The 16,168-nt window shown below is 62.3% G+C and carries 14 protein-coding genes; 11 read left to right on the plus strand and 3 right to left on the minus strand.

The window, feature by feature from the left end; translation table 11 throughout:
* Positions 1–109: 109 nt before the first annotated feature.
* The 11 genes from rfbB (at position 110) to fcl (ending at position 11,915) form a co-directional block, all read left to right on the plus strand.
* Positions 110–1,156: a dTDP-glucose 4,6-dehydratase gene (rfbB, locus tag AX735_RS15090; protein ID WP_066282005.1), complete on the plus strand. Its 1,047-nt coding sequence runs from the start codon at positions 110–112 to the stop codon at positions 1,154–1,156.
* 102 nt (positions 1,157–1,258) lie between these two features.
* Positions 1,259–2,143, plus strand: coding sequence for a glucose-1-phosphate thymidylyltransferase RfbA (gene rfbA, locus AX735_RS15095; protein WP_066282007.1), 885 nt, complete (start codon positions 1,259–1,261; stop codon positions 2,141–2,143).
* A gap of 127 nt (positions 2,144–2,270) precedes the next feature.
* Positions 2,271–3,818: a hypothetical protein gene (locus AX735_RS15100; RefSeq protein ID WP_066282009.1), complete on the plus strand. Its 1,548-nt coding sequence runs from the start codon at positions 2,271–2,273 to the stop codon at positions 3,816–3,818.
* A 48-nt stretch (positions 3,819–3,866) separates the two neighbouring features.
* Positions 3,867–4,811 (plus strand): glycosyltransferase, encoded by a 945-nt coding sequence (locus tag AX735_RS15105; RefSeq protein ID WP_066282011.1) that lies wholly within the window; start codon positions 3,867–3,869, stop codon positions 4,809–4,811.
* A 109-nt stretch (positions 4,812–4,920) separates the two neighbouring features.
* The gene (locus tag AX735_RS15110) at positions 4,921–6,258 is read left to right on the plus strand and encodes a hypothetical protein (protein ID WP_066282012.1); all 1,338 of its coding nucleotides are present in this window, start codon (positions 4,921–4,923) and stop codon (positions 6,256–6,258) included.
* A gap of 148 nt (positions 6,259–6,406) precedes the next feature.
* Positions 6,407–7,264, plus strand: coding sequence for a glycosyltransferase (locus tag AX735_RS15115; RefSeq protein ID WP_202189590.1), 858 nt, complete (start codon positions 6,407–6,409; stop codon positions 7,262–7,264).
* A 195-nt stretch (positions 7,265–7,459) separates the two neighbouring features.
* Positions 7,460–8,107 (plus strand): methyltransferase domain-containing protein, encoded by a 648-nt coding sequence (locus tag AX735_RS15120; RefSeq protein ID WP_202189591.1) that lies wholly within the window; start codon positions 7,460–7,462, stop codon positions 8,105–8,107.
* 33 nt (positions 8,108–8,140) lie between these two features.
* Positions 8,141–9,046 carry a glycosyltransferase family 2 protein gene (locus AX735_RS15125; protein ID WP_066282016.1) on the plus strand — a complete coding sequence of 302 codons (906 nt, stop codon included), beginning with the start codon at positions 8,141–8,143 and terminating at the stop codon, positions 9,044–9,046.
* 8 nt (positions 9,047–9,054) lie between these two features.
* A complete protein-coding gene (locus AX735_RS15130) occupies positions 9,055–9,816 on the plus strand; it encodes a glycosyltransferase family 2 protein (protein ID WP_066282020.1) in 762 nt (253 codons plus the stop codon).
* Positions 9,813–10,934, plus strand: a complete 1,122-nt coding sequence (gmd, locus tag AX735_RS15135) for a GDP-mannose 4,6-dehydratase (RefSeq protein WP_060978791.1) — start codon at positions 9,813–9,815, stop codon at positions 10,932–10,934. The genes AX735_RS15130 and gmd overlap by 4 nt, the downstream gene beginning before the upstream one ends.
* 12 nt (positions 10,935–10,946) lie before the next feature.
* A complete protein-coding gene (gene fcl / locus AX735_RS15140) occupies positions 10,947–11,915 on the plus strand; it encodes a GDP-L-fucose synthase (RefSeq protein ID WP_082751136.1) in 969 nt (322 codons plus the stop codon).
* 83 nt (positions 11,916–11,998) lie between these two features.
* Here the strand turns inward: fcl and AX735_RS15145 are convergent, their stop codons facing one another.
* The 3 genes from AX735_RS15145 to AX735_RS15155 are packed head-to-tail and all read right to left on the minus strand — an operon-like array spanning position 11,999 to position 16,054.
* The gene (locus AX735_RS15145) at positions 11,999–13,243 is read right to left on the minus strand and encodes a hypothetical protein (protein ID WP_156447520.1); all 1,245 of its coding nucleotides are present in this window, start codon (positions 13,241–13,243) and stop codon (positions 11,999–12,001) included.
* Positions 13,244–13,271: 28 nt separating this feature from the next.
* Positions 13,272–15,413, minus strand: coding sequence for a GumC family protein (locus AX735_RS15150; RefSeq protein ID WP_202189592.1), 2,142 nt, complete (start codon positions 15,411–15,413; stop codon positions 13,272–13,274).
* A gap of 11 nt (positions 15,414–15,424) precedes the next feature.
* Positions 15,425–16,054 carry a polysaccharide biosynthesis/export family protein gene (locus AX735_RS15155; protein ID WP_202189418.1) on the minus strand — a complete coding sequence of 210 codons (630 nt, stop codon included), beginning with the start codon at positions 16,052–16,054 and terminating at the stop codon, positions 15,425–15,427.
* Positions 16,055–16,168: the final 114 nt, after the last annotated feature.

Below are 16,168 nucleotides of genomic sequence, written 5' to 3' on the forward strand. Positions count from 1 at the left end.
TTCACGCGAGCAGGCAAACGGCCTGGCTGCGGCAACCCTGATCGCACCGCAGGCTTTCTCCTCCCGCCTCAATCGCCGCCTTTTCGTCAATCTTGTTGGATATCCCTGAATGAAAATCATAGTGACCGGAGGCGCGGGCTTTATCGGCTCGGCGCTGATCAAGCTGATCCTGGCAGAGACCAGCGATACCGTCATCAATGTCGACAAGCTGACCTATGCGGGCTGTCTCGAGACGCTCGAACCGGTCGCGGGCAACAACCGCTACATTTTCGAGAAGGCCGATATTGCCGATCGCGCCGCCATGGAGCGGATCTTCAGCGAGCACCAGCCCGATGCCATCATGCACCTGGCAGCCGAAAGCCATGTCGACCGGTCGATCCATGGCGCGGCCGATTTCGTCCAGACCAACCTTGTCGGCACCTTCATCCTGCTCGAGGTAGCGCGCGCCTATTTCAACGCGCTGCCCGATGACCGCAAGCAGGGATTCCGGTTCCACCATATCTCGACCGACGAGGTGTTCGGCGATCTGGAACCCGATGCGCATCCGTTTACCGAGGAAACGCCCTATCATCCGAGCTCGCCCTATTCGGCGACCAAGGCCGGATCCGATCATCTGGTCCGCGCCTGGGGCCGCACCTATGGCCTGCCGATCGTCGTTACCAACTGCTCGAACAATTACGGGCCGTACCAGTTTCCGGAAAAGCTGATCCCCCGCATCATCCGCAATGCGCTGGAAGGCCGCCCGCTGCCGGTCTATGGCGACGGATCGCAGATCCGCGACTGGCTGTATGTCGAGGATCACGCGCGCGCGCTCCATCTCGTGCTGACCCGGGGCGAGCTAGGCTCGACCTATAATATCGGCGGCAAGAACGAGAAGAAGAACATCGAGGTGGTCCACCAGATCTGCGATCTTCTGAACGAGCTGCGCCCGGTGGCCGATCATGACTATCGCTCGCTGATCACGTTCGTCACCGACCGGCCCGGCCACGACCGCCGATATGCCATCGACTGCAGCAAGATCGGCAGCGAGCTCGGCTGGGAGCCGCGCGAAACCTTCTCGACCGGACTGCGCCAGACCGTGCAATGGTATCTGGACAACGATGACTGGGTGGCGATGATCTGCGCGCGCCAGGAAAAGCAGGACCAGTTCCTGTAAGCCATCCAGGCCGCACCCGCGCCATCCCTGCGATCTCGCCCCCGGTCCCGCCTTGCGTCGGCACAACCGGGCGGACCAACCCTTTCCCGTGTGGAGACACCCATGTCGAATCAATCAGGCACCAAAGGCATCATCCTGGCCGGAGGATCGGGTACGCGCCTGTATCCGCTGACCGAGAGCATCTCGAAGCAGCTCCTGCCGATCTATGACAAGCCGATGATCTATTATCCGCTGTCGGTGCTGATGCTCGCAGGCATCAACGACGTGCTGATCATCACCACGCCCGAACACCGTGCGTTGTTCGAGAAACTGCTCGGCGATGGCAGCCGCTTCGGCATCACGCTCACCTATGCCGAGCAGCCCCGGCCCGAGGGCCTGGCCCAGGCCTTCGTCATCGGCGAGGAGTTTATCGGCGACAGCAATGTCTGCCTGATCCTGGGCGACAACATCTTCTACGGCCAGAATTTCTATCCGAAGCTCAGCTCCGCCATGGAGCGGCGCGAAGGCGCGACGATTTTCGGTTATCGCGTCGCCGATCCGCACCGCTTTGGCGTCGTCGAGTTCGACGCCGAGCGCAAGGTGCTCTCGATCGAGGAAAAGCCGGCCGAGCCGCGATCGGATTATGCGATTACCGGCCTGTATTTCCTCGACAATGCCGCTGCCCGTATCGCCCGCACTGTGCGCCCCTCCGCGCGCGGCGAGGTGGAGATCACCAGCGTGTTGCAGGACTATCTCGATCGGGACCAGCTCAATATCGAGCTTCTCGGCCGCGGGTTTGCCTGGCTGGATACCGGTACGTGCGAAAGCCTGTTGCAGGCCGCGCAATTCGTCGAGGTGATCGAACAGCGCCAGGGCTACAAGATCGCCTGTCTCGAGGAAATTGCCTGGCGCAAGGGGTGGATCGACAACGAGCGACTGGGCGCGATGGCCAAGGCCTATGGCAAGGCGCCCTATGGCCAGTATCTGCAATCGCTGCTCAACGAATAAACTCTCTCCCTCGGCCAGCGCTGGCCCTGGCCCCGCCATGAAGCTGCCCGGCCGGCGGCAGGCGCCTGCCCCATCGCCGTGTCGGGCGGCTGATGGGCATGCATAACGTTTTTGAAGTCACCCCCTTATGCTCTTGCGCAACACCATCGCCAACTATGTCGGACAGGCCTACAACACGGGCTGCGGCATCATCGTGGCGCCACTGTACCTGCTCTATGTCCCGCCGGAGGAATTCGGCCTGATCGGTCTGTTTCTGATCCTCAATTCGACCATCTACCTGCTCTCTTCCGGCCTGGTGCCGGTGCTCGCCCGGCAGGCGGCGATCTTCAAGGTCAAGGGCAGGGCTCATGCCGACGAGTTCTTCAACCTGCTGCGCGGGATCGAATGGCTTTCGGTGGTGCTTGCGGTCGTCACTCTCGCCGTCTGTCTGATCGGCGCCGACTGGTTCCTCAACCAGTGGTTGAAATCGGACAAGCTCAATCAGGACGTCGGCATCTATTCGTTGCAGATCATGGGGTTCATCCTGGCCACGCGCTGGGGCATCTCGGTCTATTCCTCCGGCCTGGCGGGGCTCGAGCGGCAGGTCACGCTAAACCAGATCAACGTGCTGTTCACGACGCTGCGCTGGCCAGGCGGGCTGGCGCTGATGGCGAGCGGGCTGTTCGGCATCATGGATTTCTTCACCTATCAGGCCATCGTCTCCCTGCTGGAACTGGCCCTGACGGCGGCCCTGTTCTACCGCGCAATCCCGGCCAGACGCCGCGCCGATCAAGGCGATCGGGTCGCAGCGCCTGAAGAACGCGTCGCCTTCATGACGACGATCCGGAACAACCTGACCTTCACGCTGGGCACCTTCTACACCGTCATGGCCTGGGCGATGCTGACCCAGTATGACAAGATCCTCGCATCGCGATCGATGTCGTTGGAGCTGTACGGATATTTTGCCTTTGCCATTCTGGTGGCCAATGGCGCCGATCGCATCGCACAGCCGATCGGCCAGGCCATCCTGCCGCGCCTGACCATCTATGTGAACGAGGGCGATGATGAGCGCGCCAATGCGCTCTACTCGCAAGCGACCCAGTTCATGGCGATCGCGTCGCTCTCGGTGGCGGTCATCTTTGCCTTCTTTGCCCAGCCGGTAATTTTCGCGGTGTCCGGCAACAGCGCCATGGCCGATGGCGGCGCGGTGTTCCTGGCCTGGTTCGGCCTGGGCTCGGGGATTTTGACATTGTCCAGCCTGCTGCTGATCCTGCAGAACGCCTATGGCCATATCCGGGTCCATATCCTTGCCTCGACGCTGTCGATGGTGGTCCAGGTTCCGCTGATCACCTTCATCGCGCTGCATTTCCAGGCCTATTGGATCGGCATTGCCTGGGCGGCGATGCGGCTGCTGGCTTTCGTGATCAGCGCGCCGATCGTGCACCTGAAGTTCAGCGGCATTCCGCTGTCGCGCTGGCTGTTGCGCGACATCGGCTTGCCGCTGCTCGGCGCCGTGATTGCCGGACTGGCGTGCCTGGCTGCCGACCGGCTGATGCTGCAGGGCGATCTGAACCGCTGGGTCGTGGTGGCGAAGGTCGGCGTCTATTCGGCATTCGTCATCACCACCGCATTCGCCTTTTCCGACGAGGGCCGACGGATGATCGCGCGGCTGATGGCCCGCACGATACGCGCCTGACCCTCCGCTGCGCGCTGACCATGGCCGCCCGCTTCTGAAAGCTTTCCGATGACACCCGCACCCCGATCTGCCGCACCCCATGAAGGCGAGCCCGATCTGATCACGATCGTCTGCCTCAGCTTCAACACGCGCGACTATATCGCCCGCTGCTTCGATTCGCTGATGGCGCAGCAGACCGACTATCGGCTCCAGATCGTCGTGCACGACGATGCGTCGTCGGACGGCAGCCAGGACGTCATCCGCGCCTATGCCGATCGCTTTCCGGATATCTTCACGCCGGTTCTGCAACCGGCTAACCGCTGGTCGCAGGGTTTCTGCCCGCTCCAGGCGTGCGCCCCCCATATCAGAGGCGCGTTTGTCGCGATCTGCGAGGTGGACGATTACTGGACCGAAAGCGACAAGCTGCAGCAGCAGGTGGAGTATCTTGTCGGATCGGGCCGGAATTTCGTCGGCACCCAATGCCAGTCGATCACGCCGAACGAGAGCCTCGGGCCCGCCTTCCCCAAGGCCGATGGCGCCGGCCCCGTCACCATCATCCCGGGATCGCACATCTTTGCGATGCGCAAGTACATCCACACCAGCACCTTTGCGATGCGGCGCAGCCTGTTCGACAAATGGGCCGCGGCCTTTACCCGCCAGGTCGTGTCGGCGGACCTCACCATCCTGCTGACCGCCTGTCTGGTCGATGACGGCCTGGCGATGCAGAACCGGGTGACCTCGCGCTATCGCATCCACGAGGGCGGAGCCTGGACGGGCAGCACCCGCGCGCAGCGCTATGCGCGATATGCGATCACCTGGCAGATCATCCTCGAATCGCTGGGGGCAGAACTGCCGCCCCGCTATCTGCGGCAGGCCCGGAGCAATCTGGCCTATTTCGAGATCCTGTCGAAGGAAGGCCGCCCCGAGGTGCTGACGGAACTCGCGAAGCGCGGACCGATGCCGGTGATCCAGGTCGGCTGGAATATGCTCGCGCGCCGGTTGCTCGGCAACTGAGGCACGACCGCCGTCATTGCTGAACGCAAGGTTCCAAGCTACACGGGCGGACGAGCGGCCCATGGCGGTCCGGTAACGTGCCCCCGGCGCCTGCCGCCGGAAAACTGAAATGCAGATCATGATGAACCACGCGACACCCCGGACGCCCAAGAAGAGCAAGCTGCTGAACGACAGCCTGTTCGTGCCCTATATCGTCGTGCTGCTGCTGTATTTCCTCGGCCCGGTGACCTTCTCGGTCTTCTATGTCGAGGCGGCCTTGTGGTTCATCACCATCCTGATCCTGCTCAAGGTATCGATCAATACCGGCAAGGCGCGGGCCTTGTACGAGCCGGCGCCGGACCTGGCGCACGACCGGATCATCATCAAATATTATACCTATCTTTCAGTCCCCATTTCGGCGGCTGCGGCCTATTATGTCTACTGGCTCTACGGCCAGGGCACCTCGGTCGACGTGGTGCTGACCAACACGGGCGAAGTCCGCGAAATTACTGCCGGTTCTGACATCACCAAGCAGATTGCCGCGATTTTCGCCTATCAGGCCTATGGCTATATCCCGATCCTGCTGACCAAATGGCGCCACCGCTTCCCCATGTATGTGAATGCGATGATGGCAGGGGCGATCGTGCTGATGGCGCTGGCGGTGGTGCTGCAGGCCGGACGCACGTTCTTCCTTGTGGCAGGGGCGATCGGCTATGCCACCTTCATGGTGTCCTCCAAGGTGACCAAGGACGCCAACTCCGCGAAGGGCAAGGGGCGGGTGTCGAACGTGCTGCTCTATGTCGGGGTGGGGATCGCTGCGATCTTCGGCGCCGTGGCGATCTATCTGATCGGCGTCCAGCGCGTGTCGAGCGCCGAGATCGCCAATACGCTCCACACGGCCGACTATCGTTATTTCGGCGCCACGCTGAAGCGGATCGCGCCCGATGCCTCCTACTTCATCACAGTGATCTTCCACTATCTCGTCGGGCCGTGGAGCAACTTCAACATCGCGATCGTGTCCGACACCGATTTCTATCGCTGGTCGGCAGGGCCGTTCGAGGCGATCGCGGCCCGCTTCTCGGATGGCTATGACTCGGCCTTTTTCGGTGCCCGGGCCGACAACTACAAGCGCTACATCATGCTGGGCGGACAGCCGACGGGGTGGCGCACCGGTTTCGGCAACGTGCTCGACTGGTACGGCTTTCTCGGCATGATCCTCTACACCATCTTCATCGGCTATGCGGCCGGCAGACTGCTGGTCAAGGCCAGGTCGTCGCAGTCGCTGATCGCGCTGCTCAAGGCGGTCTGGACGATCACCTTCCTGCTGATGTGCCTGTTCTACTTCCCGTCGGACACCATCTTCTGGGTCAATCTCGCGCAGATTTTCCTGATCACGCCGCTGCTTGTGCTGATCTTCGGATCAAGGCGCCAGCCGGCCAAGTTGCACCATCGGCACAGGCTGGCCTGAAGGCCCGTCCTGCCGAAATGAGCGGCGGCAGGACCCGGCCTGGCTCAGTTGCGCCACGCCGGGCCCAGACCGTTCCGCCCCGTCCTCATCGTGCCATCGGACCGTCAGCGGGACCTGGCCACATCTCATTCGTTTCATGGATCTGCATATGTATTTTTGCATCGTCGTGCCCAATCTGAACTATGGCCAGTTTCTCGATGCCTGCCTTGCCTCGATCGAGGGGCAGGTGGGTGTCGATGTCGGCGTGCTGATCATCGACGGCGGCTCGACCGACAACAGCCGCGCGATTGCCGAGGAATATTGCCAGCGCAACAACTGGACCTTTCTCGAGAAAAAGGGTCTCGGTCAGGCCGCATCGATCGCCTATGGCCTGGCCAGGGAGCAATGGCCCGACGCACCGGATGATGCCATCTATTGCTGGCTGAATTCGGACGATACCTTTCTGCGGTCGGATTCTCTGCGCATCGTCGCCGACCAGTTCGAGAACTTCTTCGACGTCGATATCGTCTCGCTCGGCGGCTATTATCTTAGCGGCGACGGACGTTTCCAGGCACCGGTCAATTACGACTATCACCCGCTGATCCGGGGTGACGTGTTCCTGAGGGGTGGCGGATTCCTGCAGCCGGCGACGTTCTGGAGCGCCAGGGTGAACCACAATATCCTGATCAACAATGCCTATCGCTATGTGTTCGACGGCGACTATTTCCTGCGGATGCGCGGCGAAGGGTATAATTTCTACGTCAATCCCCGGCTGCACGTGGCGGGCTATCGCCTGCATGGCAGCAACCTGTCGCTCAACGTTCCGCCCAAGCGGGTCGCCGAACTGGCCGATCTGTACCGCATCCGCCTGTCGCGGCCAGGGGCGAGCCTGTATCTGTCGGTCATGGCGAAGCTGCTGAGGGGCTGCGAGTTCGTGCCGCTGGTTGGAGAGAAACTCAAGCGGTTGATCCGTTCGGCAAATAATGTTGCGAGCTATTTCACACGCTATTTGATCCCTTCGATCTGATCCGCGCTTCGCGACCGACCGACGCCCGGTTTTGCGGGCGCATGCCGTAAACCGGAAATTCACCCGATCCTGCATTGGCCCCAGATTGCTGGTGACAATCCCCCCCGGAGCAGCTATCGAACCGGCTCTGTGGGGGAACGACCTGCGGCCCGGTGCGGCCGGAAAGGTGTCCGCAAAATCGAGGATGTGCGGCCGGTGAAGGAACTTCAATCCATATCGGGATATGAGTATTCCGACTTCGAAACCAACCCTTCACATGAGTATCTCCTTCCCACGGTTCTGTCCGAGCTGGAAAAGATCAAGGCAGGGCTCGGCGATCGGGAGCCCCGGCTGTTCGAGCTGGGATGCGGCAATGGCAGCGTGGCAGCCAGGATGAGTTCGCTCGGATGGGATGTCACGGGTGTCGATCCTTCGGAGGACGGCATCCAGCAGGCTCAGAAGGCCTATCCGCAGCTCAAGCTCGCGCGCGGGTCTGCCTATGACAATCTGGCCGAAACCTACGGCACCTTCCCGATGCTGGTCAGCCTGGAAGTCGTGGAGCATGTCTATGCGCCCCGCGACTACGCCAGGACGGCCTTCAGCCTGCTCGAGCCGGGCGGTGCGGCGATCTTCTCGACGCCCTATCACGGCTATTGGAAAAACCTGGCCATGGCCGTGACGGGCACGATGGATGCCCATTTCACCGCCTTGTGGGACCATGGGCACATCAAGTTCTGGTCGGAAAAGACCCTGACGACGCTGCTGGTCGAGGCTGGGTTTGAACCGCCGCGGTACCTGAAGGTCGGCCGCATTCCCGCCCTGGCGAAATCGATGATCGCCATCACGCGTCGACCGCGCGGCTGATCGGCACCGGAAAACAAAAAGTTAGATCTTGGAATGACGCTTCTGTCGGTGGTTATCCTCACCAAGAATGAGGAACTGCATATCGAGCGCGCGCTGGACTCGGTCCAGGGCATAGCGGACCGTGTCTTCGTCATCGATAGCGGCTCTACCGACCGGACCGTGGAGCTGGCGACCGCACGAGGCGCCACTGTGCTGCACAAGCCCTGGGTAAACTATGCCACCCAGTTCAACTGGGCGCTCGACCAGCTGCCGCCGGACACCCAATGGGTCTTGCGGCTCGATGCCGACGAGATCGTCACCCCATCGCTGGCCCAGGAAATTGCCGGCGAGCTGCACCAGCTGCCCGGTGATGTCGATGCGGTTTATGTCGGGCGCCGCATGAACTTTCTCGGCGAACGCGTTCGGTTCGGGGGGCTGTTCCCGATCCGCATCATCCGCCTGTTCCGGCACGGGCGCGGGCGGTGCGAGAACCGCTGGATGGACGAGCATATCCTCGTAGAGGGCGCCACCGCGCAATTCGCTGGCGAGATCATCGACGACAACCGCAATTCCCTGACCTGGTGGACCGAGAAGCACAATGCCTATGCCTCGCGCGAGGTGGTGGACCTGCTGAACCTCGAACATGGTTTCATGGCCAGCGAAACGGTCGCCGACCTCAAGGGCGGGCAGCAGGCCGGCATCAAGCGCTGGCTGAAGGAAAAGGTCTATGCGCGGCTGCCGGCGCAACTGCGCGCCTCGCTCTATTTCTTCTATCGCTTCGTCCTGCGCCTTGGCTTTCTCGACACCAGCGGGGGGCGGGCCTTCCACATCCTCCAGGGCTTCTGGTACCGCTATCTGGTCGATGCCAAGCTGCAGGAGGTGCGCAAGCATATGCGCGATACGCACAAGGACGCGAAGACGGCGATCCGCGACGTGCTCGGCATCGATCTGCAGCGGTGACGGGGTCCATGAAGATTTCCGTCGTCACCGCCGTCTTCAACCGGGTCGCCACGATCGGCGATGCGATGGCCAGCGTCCAGGCGCAGAGCCATGGCACGATCGAGCACATCATCCAGGATGGTGGATCGACCGATGGCACGCTCGACGTGGTCCGAAGCGCCGCGACCGGAGACACGCAGATCGTGTCCGAACGCGATGGGGGCATCTATGACGCCATCAATCGCGGCATCGCGCGTGCCACCGGTGACGTGATCGGCCTGATGCATTCGGACGATGTCTTCGCCGACGATCAGGTGCTCGAGAAGGTCGCCAGGACCTTTGCCACGCAGGATGTCGACGGCGTCTATGGCGATCTGCAATATGTCGCCGCCAGCGATCCGACCAGGGTGGTGCGCCACTGGCGATCGGGAGCCTATCGCCCGGCGCTGCTCAAGCGGGGGTGGATGCCGCCGCATCCCACGCTGTATCTGCGGCGCGAGGTGTTCGACCGGCACGGTCTTTATGACACGTCGCTGCGCATCGCTGCGGATTATGATGCCATGCTTCGCTATCTCGGCAAGGGCCAGATCCGGCTCGGCTATATTCCCGAGGTACTTGTCAAAATGCGCCTGGGGGGCGAGAGCAACCGCTCGCTGGGACGGATTATCCTGAAGAGTCGCGAAGACCTTCGGGCACTGCGCAACAACGGCGTGGGGGGCATAGCGACCCTGGCCGCCAAGAACCTGAGCAAGCTCGGGCAATTTATCGTGAAGGACGACACATCGACATGACCAAACGCGCCCTTATCACCGGCATCACCGGACAGGACGGCTCCTATCTGGCCGAGTTTCTGCTCTCGCAGGGCTATGAGGTGCACGGCATCAAGCGCCGTGCCTCGTCGCTGAACACCCAGCGCATCGACCATATCTATCAGGATCCGCACGAGCCCAATCCGAAGCTGACGCTGCATTATGGCGATCTGTCGGATACGTCGAACCTGACCCGCATCATCAGCGAAGTGCGCCCGGACGAGATCTACAACCTGGCTGCCCAGTCGCACGTGGCGGTCAGCTTTGAATCGCCCGAATATACCGCTGATGTCGATGCGCTCGGCACGCTGCGCCTGCTTGAGGCGATCCGCTTTCTCGACCTCGGCAACAAGGCGCGCTTCTACCAGGCTTCGACCTCGGAGCTGTATGGCCTCGTGCAGGAAATCCCGCAGCGCGAGACGACACCCTTCTACCCGCGTTCGCCCTATGCCGTGGCGAAGCTCTATTCCTACTGGATCACGGTCAACTACCGCGAAGCCTATGGCCTGTATGCCTGCAACGGCATCCTGTTCAACCATGAGAGCCCCCGCCGCGGCGAAACCTTCGTGACGCGCAAGATCACGCGCGGCCTCGCCAATATCGCGCAGGGCCTCGAATCGTGCCTGTACATGGGCAATATCGATTCGCTGCGCGACTGGGGCCATGCGCGCGACTATGTGCGCATGCAGTGGATGATGCTGCAGCAGGACCATGCCGAAGATTTCGTGATCGCCACGGGCCAGCAATATTCGGTCCGCGAGTTCATCCGCTGGACCGCGCGCGAACTGGGTGTCGAACTCGAGTTCACCGGCGAAGGCGTCGACGAGATCGCGACCGTTGCCGCGATTTCGGGCGACATGGCACCGGCGCTGAAGGTCGGCGACGTGATCGTGCGGATCGACCCGCGCTATTTCCGTCCGGCTGAGGTGGAAACCCTGCTGGGCGATCCCAGCAAGGCGCGCGAGAAGCTGGGCTGGGAGCCCGAGATTACCGCGCAGGAAATGTGCGCGGAAATGGTCGCGGCCGATCTCAAGGAAGCCCAGCGCCACGCCTTCCTGAAGGCCAATGGCTTCGACCTCCCGGTGAGCATCGAGAACTGAGGAACCCGTACGGTGAAAATCTATGTCGCAGGTCATCGCGGAATGGTGGGCAACGCCATTCTGCGCAAGCTGGAAGCCCGCAAGGCTGCGGGCGAACCGATCGAACTGGTGACCAGGACCCATGCCGAGCTGGATCTGACGGATCAGGCCGCCGTCCGCGCCTTCATGCGCGAACAGCAGCCTGATGCCGTCGTGCTGGCAGCGGCCAAGGTCGGCGGCATTCACGCCAACAATACCTATCCAGCAGATTTCATCTACGAGAATCTCATGATGGAGGCCAATGTCGTCCATCAGGCGTTTGAGGCGGGCGTGCAGCGGCTTCTCTTCCTGGGGTCGTCGTGCATCTATCCCAAGCAGGCGCCGCAGCCGATGGCCGAGGATGCCCTGCTCACCGGGCTGCTCGAGTCGACCAACGAGCCCTATGCGATCGCCAAGATTGCCGGCATCAAGCTGTGCGAGAGCTACAATCGCCAGCACGGCACCGATTACCGGTCGGTGATGCCGACCAATCTCTACGGCCCGGGGGACAATTTCCATCCGGAGAACAGCCATGTGCTGCCCGCGCTGATCCGGCGCTTCCACGAAGCTCAGAAGGCCGGGCTCGACAAGGTCGTGATCTGGGGCACGGGGACGCCGCGGCGCGAGTTCCTGCACGTCGACGACATGGCCGAAGCCAGCCTGTTCGTGCTCGACCTGCCGCGCGACATCTATGCCGCCAATACCCAGCCTATGCTGAGCCACATCAATGTCGGCAGCGGCGTGGACGTATCGATTCTCGAGCTGGCAACGCTGGTGGCCGAGGTGACCGGCTTTGCCGGGAAGATCGAGACCGATCCGACCAAGCCCGACGGCACGATGCGCAAGCTCATGGACGTGAGCCGGCTCGGAGCGATGGGGTGGCGCGCGTCGATCGAACTCGGCGAGGGCGTGCGCGAAACCTATCGCTGGTATCTCGAGAATATCGACAGCGCCCGCGTCTGATCGAAAGATCGGACTCGGCCAGCCCTGACAGGTTCAGGATCGGTCGATCAGGCTGAGGCGGGCGCAATGCCCGGCCTCACGCCCTATCTGCCAGGGGTGAGACGCGGGGTGGAGAGCGTTCCGGTGAGCGCCCTGCCACCGGTCCAGGAGCGTCCGACAATCGCCAGCTCGACGAACGGACAGGCCGGGACACTGCTGACCTGGACATAATTCTTGGTCAGGTTGAACGGCTGTTCGAAAAACGGCGTTTCCTGGCCCCAGCACGACATCTGCAGCTTGAGATCGGCCACCTTGTCGACCGGCTGCATCGCCACGTCGAAGGCGATGTTCAGGCCGGCTGCTGGCCGCTTGACCACGCGCGAGGCCAGCACCCCGCCATTGCCCGGCTCGATATAGAATTCGAGGCTGTCCTGGCTGTAATCTGGCTGGGCGCGCATCGAACGGGTATCTGCGAGCTTCCAGTCGAAGGGCGGATACGCTGCGACCCATGCACGCGCTGCGGTGATGGAACGCTTGTCGGTCGCACCCGTCACGCGGCGATAGAGCCGCTCGGCCGCCTGCATCTCGCCCTTCTGCGCCAGACCGGCGATCAGGCGCTGGTCAAATTCCGCATTGTCGATCGTAATCCGCTCGCGGACATAGGCCAAATTCTCGAGCGCGCGCTTTTCCCCCACAGCGAACACCAGAAAATCGTCACGCCACGGCAAGGGCTTGCGGAACATGGTGGCGAATGCAGGGCGCGTCTCGGGCAGCGTGATGGCGCTGACAAGCAGCGGGAAGAGCTCCTCCTTCCGCTCGGGATGGACACGCAGGATCTGATCGAGGGTGCCGATGGCTCCAGCAAAATCACCATTGTCGCGCTTCTGCTGCAGCGCGAGGCCCTGCAGAGCCGAATCGCGGCGCGTCAGCCGGGTGGCGAGCTCGATGATCTCGCGCCGCCGACCGGGATTGGTTTCGGCCAGCGCCAGCAGCACATAGGCCTTGGGCAGCATCGGCTCGAAGGCCAGCGCGCTGACCGCTTCGCCGGACGCCTGGCGCGACAGGCGCTGCAGGCGCACTTCGAGATCGGGCGCCGCCTGGACAGCGGCCGCGGGTGCAGCCTGGCTGCTTCCATTGCCGCTACCCAGCTTGGCGACCTTCTTCACATCCTCGACGAACTGGCCATAGGCCACCCGCTCGATGGCCGCGCCGTTCCAGGGGAAAATGGCCTGGGCAAGCTCGGGCGCGCGGCGCACGCTCACGCTGCTCAGCGCATGCGCTCCGGAGAGCAATGCCAGCGGCACGGCGACCATGCACGCAATCGCCAGTCGAGAGGTTTTTGAAGACACCTGCAATATTCTTCCCGTGGCTCAGGCCTCAAGCCGTCTGCGTATCTTCTTTCGGGGTCTCGCCATATTTGTAGCCATAGCCGTACCCATAACCATAGCCGTAACCGTAACCATAGCCGACCGAATTCGAATCCAGCTTGGTGACGATGGCACCATAGACACGCGCGCCGGTGCGGGTCAGACGGTTGAGGGCGTTCTCGATCGCCCGGACCTTGATGCGATCGGATTCGATCACATAGACCACGCCGTCGACGACACGCGCAAGCTCGACCGCGTCGGCCAGCGCCAGCATCGGGGCGCTGTCGATGAGGATCTGGTCATAGTTGGCCTTGACCTCCTCGAGCAGCTCCTTGAACCGGTTGCTTGCCAGCAGTTCGACCGGGTTGGGCGGCGTGTAGCCGAAGGTGAGATAGTCGAAGCCGAAATCGTCGATCCGGACAACCTCGTCGCTGAGGCTCGTCGCGTTGCCCGTCAACAGCCCCGAAAGACCGCCACTCTTGCTGAGATCGACCTCGAGGAAGCCCTGCATCCGCGAATTTCGAAGGTCGGCGTCGATCAGCAGCGTACGCTTGCCCAGATGGACGAAGCTGGTCGCCAGCGCGATCGTCGAGACGCTCTTTCCTTCCGATGGCACCGAGGAGGTGAGCATGAGCACCTTTGGCGCGCCCTGCGGGGTCAGGAAAGTGAGGTTTGTTCGTGTCGACTTGTACGCTTCGCTGATCTCCGACGAACGCGTCACGATCTCCGCCCTCAGGTCGGGCGAGGTGTTCCGCGGGATGAGGCCGAGGACCGGGAGACCCAGACGACGCGACACATCCTGCGGATCCTTGATCGTCTGGCTCAGCGTGACGCGGAGATAGACCAGCGCGATGCTCAGCGCGACACCGATGGCGCCTGCCAGGAGCAGGTTGATCAGCAGCGACGGCGCATAGGGGAAGAGCGGAACTTCGGCCTTGTCGATCAGCGTGATGTTGTTCTGGCCGGCACCCGACGCCTCGAGCTCCTTGTAGCGCTGCAGCAGCGCGTCATAGAGCTGGCGGTTGGTGTCCACCTCGCGCTTGAGAATGCCGTACTGGATGCTCAGTTCCTGCTGACCCAGGAAGCGCGACTTGGCTTCTTCGAGCTTGCGGCGCAGCTCGCGTTCGCGGCTTGAAGCGGCCGACAGGCTGGCGCGCGAAGCGGTTGCCAGCGAAGCCTTGAGCGACGCGACTTCGGCTTCCTTTTCGAGCACCGGGGGATAGGCGGGGCCGAAATTGGAGCGCAGACGCGCCACTTCGGCTTCGAGCTTGGCGAGTTCGGCGCGCAGCGAGTTGCGCGCATCCTGCGCCGGGATGTCGCCAGAGGCCTGCGATGCTTCCGCCGTGATCCGGTCGGTCACGGCCTTGGCCAGCGCATCGTTGAGCGCGGTAAGGTCGGACGCGATCAGCGTCTGAGCGGCGGTTTCGGGACCCTTTTCCTTGCCGCCCGATTCCAGCACGAGGATGCCCTTGGCGTTGGCATATTGCACCAGATCGCGCTCGGAGGTGGAAAGCTTCTGCCGAAGTTCCTCGATCTGCTTGTTCAGGAACTCGCGCGCCTCGATATTGGCGCCGAAACGCTTCTCGTAGTTCGCAGCGATGAACTCTTCCGCCCAGAGATTGGCGACCTTGGCCGCAACCGAGGCCGACGGGCTCGAGAACTGGATGTCGACCAGGCTCGACTGCCGGATCGGCTCGATCGAAACATTGTCGAGCAGGATTTCCTCGACGTCGCGCGGCGTCAGCCGGACTTCCGGATCGAGCGCGAAGGCACGGATGAATTCCTCGTCGCGCTGCAGATTCCCGGCCCTGGCGACCCGGGTCGCCATGAAGTTCGATTCCAGCAGTTCATACTGAGTGTTGAGATACTGGATCTCGGACACCTTGGATTCGTTCTCGAGCGGGTCGATCGCCGTCACGTTCGACGTGATCTGCGAGACCTCGATCCTCGAATTCGCCTTGAACAGCTCGGTCGACAGCAGCGTCACCAGCAACCCGACGAGAAGCGCAATCGCGATCAGGCCTGCCAGCCAGTAGCGCAGCGCCTGCGCCTCGCTCAGATACCGTTCGATGACCAGGTAGAAACCGCCCGCCGGCTCGGCATCAAGCTTGGTTTCGCCAGCATCGGCTGCGGCGGGGTTTTGGTTGCTCATGGTATCTTGCATCACTGTTGCACAATCAGAATGGTCGCGGTCGTCAGAAGTGGCGGTACTAGCTGCAACAGCAGATCGAGACGTCGGCGCTCGGGCGAGTCACCGACAATGACGATGTCATTGGGGAAAAGCTGGGGATCGGCATAATTGCCGCGCTGAATGGCCCGAATATCGTAGACGCCGATATAGCGCTGGTTCTCGACCGTGCGCAGGACGAGCACGTCGCTCTGCTTGGCATATTGGGTCATGCCCTCGGCCTGGTTCACCGCGCGCAACAGCGTCGGACGCCCTGTCGCAGGATAGCTGCCCGGCTTCTTGACCTGGCCGCCCACCGAAATCGTCGGTTCGGGAAACTCCTCGGGAATGACGCGCACCTGCGGATCGCGCAGATAGCGACCGCGCAGACGATCGGCGATCTCGCGTGCGGCTTCGCTCGGCGAACGCCCGTCCAGCTTGACGTTGCCGATCAGCGGAAAGGCCAGGTCGCCGTCGACATCGGTGAGATAGGTCCCGCTCAGCGATTCGGCACCGACCACCTGAATTTCAAGCTTTTCCTGCGGGCCGATAACATAGGAAATGTCGAGACGCGGTGCGGGAAGGTTTTCGAGCTGCGTGACTTCGATGTCTTCCGCGAGCCCCACGGACCGGTCAACCGCGCAGGATGCGAGCAGCCCAGCCATGCCCAGAATTAGCAGATTTCGCAGAATAATTACCATATGGCCTCGCCGATTGAGGCAGCACCTTTAGAGAGTTTT

Origin of the sequence: Blastomonas sp. CCH1-A6 (assembly GCF_001556365.1) — a bacterium.
In the GTDB taxonomy this organism is placed as follows: domain Bacteria; phylum Pseudomonadota; class Alphaproteobacteria; order Sphingomonadales; family Sphingomonadaceae; genus Blastomonas; species Blastomonas ursincola.